The organism is Halomonas sp. 3F2F (assembly GCF_014897805.1).
GTDB lineage: Bacteria > Pseudomonadota > Gammaproteobacteria > Pseudomonadales > Halomonadaceae > Vreelandella.
Window position 1 is genome coordinate 1 of record NZ_JABUZE010000102.1, and the last position, 5,686, is coordinate 5,686.

The 5,686-nt window shown below is 54.8% G+C and carries 3 protein-coding genes; 1 reads left to right on the forward strand and 2 read right to left on the reverse strand.

Going from position 1 to position 5,686, the window contains the following annotated elements; translation table 11 throughout:
• Positions 1-162: 162 nt before the first annotated feature.
• Positions 163-3,237, reverse strand: a complete 3,075-nt coding sequence (locus INT21_RS11750) for an efflux RND transporter permease subunit (protein ID WP_193060833.1) — start codon at positions 3,235-3,237, stop codon at positions 163-165.
• Positions 3,221-4,312, reverse strand: coding sequence for an efflux RND transporter periplasmic adaptor subunit (locus INT21_RS11755; RefSeq protein ID WP_193060834.1), 1,092 nt, complete (start codon positions 4,310-4,312; stop codon positions 3,221-3,223). The genes INT21_RS11750 and INT21_RS11755 overlap by 17 nt, the downstream gene beginning before the upstream one ends.
• A 268-nt stretch (positions 4,313-4,580) precedes the next feature.
• Here INT21_RS11755 and INT21_RS11760 point away from each other — a divergent pair, with 268 nt between their 5' ends.
• Positions 4,581-5,555 (forward strand): malate dehydrogenase, encoded by a 975-nt coding sequence (locus tag INT21_RS11760; protein ID WP_038486035.1) that lies wholly within the window; start codon positions 4,581-4,583, stop codon positions 5,553-5,555.
• The last annotated feature ends 131 nt before the right edge of the window (positions 5,556-5,686 follow it).

Consider the following 5,686-nt stretch of genomic DNA (forward strand, 5'->3'; position numbering starts at 1 on the left):
CTTTTGTGCTTGCAGACGAGGAGGAGTCCATATACGCGCTACAACTCCTGTGCATTCAGTATTTTGTAGCGCGGTGTAACGAATCTTGCGAGGCACGAGCAAATGAGGCACCCGCGAACGGTGCCCCAGTCGCCCCTGCTATGCAGTCTCACACCTCACCTATTACTTCTCACGCCTTAGCTTGCCGCCTATCACTAGCATGCAGGGGGTTAATAAGAGTGTCAGGGCTGTGGCGAACGTGAGGCCGCCGGCAATCGCGCTGGACATTTGTGTCCACCACTGGGCCGAGGGGGCATTGAATCCTAGCGCGGGTGCAAAAAGATTAACGTTGATTCCCAGCACCATCGGCATTAACCCCAGCACGGTGGTAATAGCGGTGAGAAGCACTGGGCGTAAGCGCAGGGTGCCTGCTTCTAGTGCCGCTTCGGTTGGGGGCATGCCTTGGCCGCGCAACTCGTTGTAAGTGTCGATCAAGACGATATTGTTGTTAACGACAATACCTGCCAGGGCGATAATGCCCATGCCCACCATGACAATACCAAACGCTTGGCCAGTAATGAGCAGTCCCATCAAAACGCCCGCAGTGGAGAACACAATGGCCGATAGCACTAGCGCTGCTTGATAGTAGCTATTGAACTGTGTCACCAGAATCAGCGCCATTAGCCCAATCGCGATCAAGAAAGCGCTGATCAAGAACTGCATGGATTCCTGCTGATCTTCTTGTTCACCCGCCACATTAACCATCAAACTATCGTCAAGTTGGCTTTGGCCTGCATCTAGTAGCGCTCGCAACCGCTCGTCCGCTAAATAGCCTGGTGCTAAATCTGCCTCAACGGTAATCGCACGGCGTCCATCAATACGATTCAGGGTGCCAACTTTGGGGGCGGGCGTAATGTCTACAAAGTGAGCAATAGGCACTTGGCCTCGTGGGGTGTTGATCGTCAGTCGTTCAAGTTGGTTGAGCGTGCGCCAGTGTTCCGGTAAGCGCACGCGAATATCCACCTCATCAGTAACGGTGGGGGGACGGTAGTTGGCCACTTGAAGGCCAGTGGTGAGTAGCTGTACAGCACTACCAATGGTGGTGATATCGGTGCCCATGCGGGCAGCGGCTTCACGATTAACTTTTACCTGCCATTCGACCCCGGGCAGGCTGCGGTTATCCTGGATGTCGGTAAAGCCGCCTAGCTCGTGCATTAGTGCCGTAATCTGGTCAACGCCGGCATTTGCGATGTCTGGATCAGTGGCGCTGACTTCGAGCAGAATAGGTTTGCCGCCGCCAGGCCCCATCTCCTGCTCGCGAAACTCTAGCGTTATCCCCGGTAGATCTTGAGTGCGCTCGGCCATGTCAGCCAAAATCGTGCGGGCAGGGCGGCGCTGATACCAGTCCACAAACTGAAACTGCAACATCCCGATCACATCATTGCCCATTTGCTGGTTAGGCACCGCAAAAGAGCGTGCATAAAGGGCTTCGATTTCTCCCATGCTGCCCAGTCGGCTTTCCACCCGCTTCAGGATGGTGTCGGTTTCTTCAGCGGAAAAATCGCCTCGGGCACGTACCAGCACTTGCGCGCTGTCCGGCTCTACGCTGGGGAAGAAATCAACGCCATGATTAAAACGAGCATAGCCGGTATAAATCAACCCAATTAACAGCACCGCAAACACGAGCACCCAGGCGGGATGCTGCAGCAAACGTCCGAGTACGCGGCGATAGGCGCGCCCAAGCGACGTGCTTTCGTCGACCGGGCCAGCACCCGCGGTTGCTGTATGGGATGTGCGGGTAAACAATCGCCCCAGGGTTGGCAAAAACACCAGAGCCATGGCTAGCGACGCAAGAAGGCACAAGATGACGGTGGCAGGCAGGTACTTCATAAACTGACCTACCACGCCTGGCCAAAATAGCAGTGGTATAAATACCGCAAGCGTTGTCGCGGTAGAGGCAATAACCGGCCAGCTCATGCGTGTTGCGGCATTCAGCCAAGCCTGGTGGGGAGACTGCCCCTCATGCAGGTGTCGGTCAGCGAGCTCGCTGACTACAATCGCACCATCCACTAGCATGCCAGCCACTAAGATCAGCGCAAATAACACCACAATGTTGAGCGTAAAACCAAATGCCCAAACCAGTAGAATGCCGGTTAAAAACGCGCCGGGTATGGTCAGGCCCACCAGCAACGCCATGCGCCAACCCATCACGGCTACGACAACAATTAATACCAGCACCACTGCGGTGAGTACGTTATTTAACAGCTCAGAGAGCATGTTTTGAACGGTAACCGACTCGTCTAAAATCGTGGTAATACGCAGCTGTTCAGGCAGTAGGTCGCCTGCCTGGGCAAAGCGTTCTCTTACGGCTTCAATGGTGGCGATGATATTCGCCCCCGCGCGCTTGGAAATTTCCAGTACTACTGCTGGCTGGCCGTCGATGCGGGCGAATCCTTCGGGATCTTTGTAGGTCGGTAAAATCCACGCAACATCACCAAACGTAACCACTTGGTCGCCGTCAACTTTCACCGGCATGTCCATGACATCGTTTAACGATTCGATAATGCCCGGTACTTTTAGTGCTAGCCGTCCGGCGCCGGTATCCAAGCTGCCCGCAGCAACTAGGCGATTATTGCGTGAGATTTGATTAAACAGCGTATCAAAATCAACGCCGTAACTTTCCAGTACCAGTGGATCAACGACAATTTCGAGTAAGTCCTCGCGGTCGCCAGCAATATCGACCTCTAGAACGTCGGCAATGCCCTCTATTTCCTCTTTTAAGCGACGCGCAATGGTTACCCGTTCTCGAGTATCCAACTCGCCGGAAAGGCCGATGCTCAACACTGGAAACTCAGAGACGTTAACCTCCATGACCCGAGGCTCGTCCGCTTCATCCGGTAAGCTACTGCGGGCGATATCCACGCGTTCGCGTACATCAGAAAGCGCTGTATCCGGATCAAAGCCAGGATCAAACTCCAGCGTTACCGACCCATGACCTTCGCTAGACTGGGCGGTAAATTTGCGCAGCCCTTCGATTCCACGCAGCTCCTGCTCCATTGGGCGAACTAGCAGGCGCTCACCATCTTCCGGGCTAACGCCTTCCAGCGAAAGCGAGACGTATATAATCGGGATAGTGACGTCTGGATTGGCTTCCTTGGGGATCATCTGCCAGGCGGTTGTACCCGCCAGCAGCAAGCCAACCAGGAGAAGCAGAGTGGTTCGCGTGTGGGTTAGCGCCGCATTAATCAACTGACGCATGACCACCTTCCTGGGTAGACACTGGTGTTACGGTGTCGCCTGGGTTGACCAAACCTGCGCCGAGGGTGATCAACTGCACGGAGCTGGGTAGGCCAGTAACGTAGGCGCGTTCGGTATCAGCACTGACCAATTCAATCGCCGTTTGGGCAACGCGGTTATTTTCAACAACGTGCTTGATGGCTAATTGACCCTGCTCGTTCAGATTAAAGAGAGCAGGCGATAGGGTATGCACTTGGCGAGGTGGCAGCGTTATGGTGAATTCAGCGCTGCTCCCTGCTAGGCGTTGCCTGTCTGGATTGTCGAGCGTTACTTCGATATAGAACGTGCGAGTGGCTTCTTCTGCGCGACTACTAATGTAAGACACTTCGCCTGAAAGCGACTGGCCATTGAGCAGTCGCGCGGTGACAGGCAAGCCAACGCTTAACTCACCGATTTGCTGTTGAGCCACCCAAGCGGTGCCGATTAAGCGTCGGTCGTCGATCAGTCGTGCCCACTCTTCGCCTGGTTGCAGTAAGTCGCCAAGTTCAACCTGGACGCGGTCCAGCACGCCTTCAAAGGGCGCGGTAGGGCGAGTATCGCTTAACTGCTTTTCTAACTGAGCCACCTGGGCGGCGCTGGCGCTTAAGGCACTTTGCAGGCGCAGCAATTCTGGCTGAGAAATCAGCTCACGGCGACGCAGGTTTTGGGCGCCGGCGTACTCCGCTTCAGCAAGCGTTAACTCATCACGTGCCTGCTGCAGACGTTGGGGTAACGCGTCGTTGTCTAGTACCAGCAGTGTCTCGCCTCGGCTGACGGTTTCTCCTTGGGCCACCGGTTTTTCTGCGACATAGCCAGTTACATTGGCGCGCAGCAGTGTTTCTTTTTCAGCAGTTAGCTGGCCTTGCAGCACGTGCTTAGGAATATAGGGCGCGCTCTGCTGGGTCATCACCTCTACACGAGGTGTTGCGTCGCGTTCAGTGGTATCTACATCAGGTGGACTGCTTTGGAAACGTTGGAAATCGCCAACCGCTAGCCATATCACAAGCGCCAGAACCAGCAGGCTAGCAAGCGCGTAAGAGTAGGGGATTCGTCGCATGGGGTAGTTATATCCGTATTAACCCAAAAAAATCACACAAGGCAAGTCATGCTGAAGGGTAGGCCGTACTAAGAGTTAAGGCTTACTGACCGACACACCATAGCGCAACTGGCGTCTGGCAGCGAGTACCAAGCCGCTGAGAGAATGGGTAGTAGTCTCATGTATGATTGAGTTTTTGCACATCTGGGCATACCATCTTTGCGTCTTGAGTTCTGTCGTCCCACTCTCAGGCGAGAACCCACCCTAGGCGAACCATCAAGGAGCAATGATGAAAGATCCAGTACGTATTGCGATTACCGGCGGTGCCGGCCAGATCAGCTACTCTCTTATTTTCCGCATCGCCGCTGGCGATATGCTGGGGCCGGATCAGCCAGTCATTCTCCAGCTTCTCGAAATTCCCCAAGCCATGGACGCCCTGAATGGCGTTGTCATGGAAGTTAACGACTGTGCTTTCCCGCTGGTACAAGACATCGTTGCCACTGATGATCCGAACGTTGCCTTCAAAGATGCCGATTTCGCCTTGCTGGTAGGTGCACGTCCGCGTGGCCCGGGTATGGAGCGTAAAGATCTGCTGGAAGCCAACGCCGCGATCTTCTCTGTACAAGGTAAAGCGCTGAACGATCACGCTAGCCGTGACGTGCGCGTGCTGGTTGTCGGTAACCCGGCTAACACCAACGCATTGATTGCTTCTTGCAATGCGCCGGACCTCGATGCAGGCCAGTTCACTGCGATGACGCGTTTGGACCACAACCGTGCGCTGACGCAGCTGGCTCAGAAAACCGGCAAGCACGTTACCGACGTTGACAGCATGATTATCTGGGGCAACCACAGTGCTACCCAGTATCCGGATCTGGCGCAGTGCAAAGTAGACGGCAAAGCCGCCTTCGATCTGGTCGAGCGTGACTGGTACGAAAACGACTTTATCCCGACAGTACAGCAGCGCGGTGCGGCGATTATCAAAGCACGCGGCGCATCTTCTGCAGCGTCTGCGGCGTCTTCAGCCATTGATCACATGCGTGATTGGGCACTGGGTTGCGATGGTATCGTCAGCATGGCGATCCCGTCTGACGGCAGCTACGGCATTGAAGAAGGCATAATCTACTCCTACCCAGTTCGTTGTCAGGGTGGCAAGTATGAAATCGTTCAAGGCTTTGAGTTGGACGCGTTCAGCAAAGAGAAGATGCAGGCTACCGAGAAAGAACTGCGTGAAGAGCGCGCGGCTGTTGAGCACCTGCTCGGCTAAGCACGTTTACTAGCGTTCTTTGAGCTGTTCTAAAAACTGTTCTTAGAGCAATGCTCAGTAATACCAAACCCCGCAAGCTAAGTGCTTGCGGGGTTTTTTTGTTTGCCCGGCGAAGCCGGCAACCCCGGACA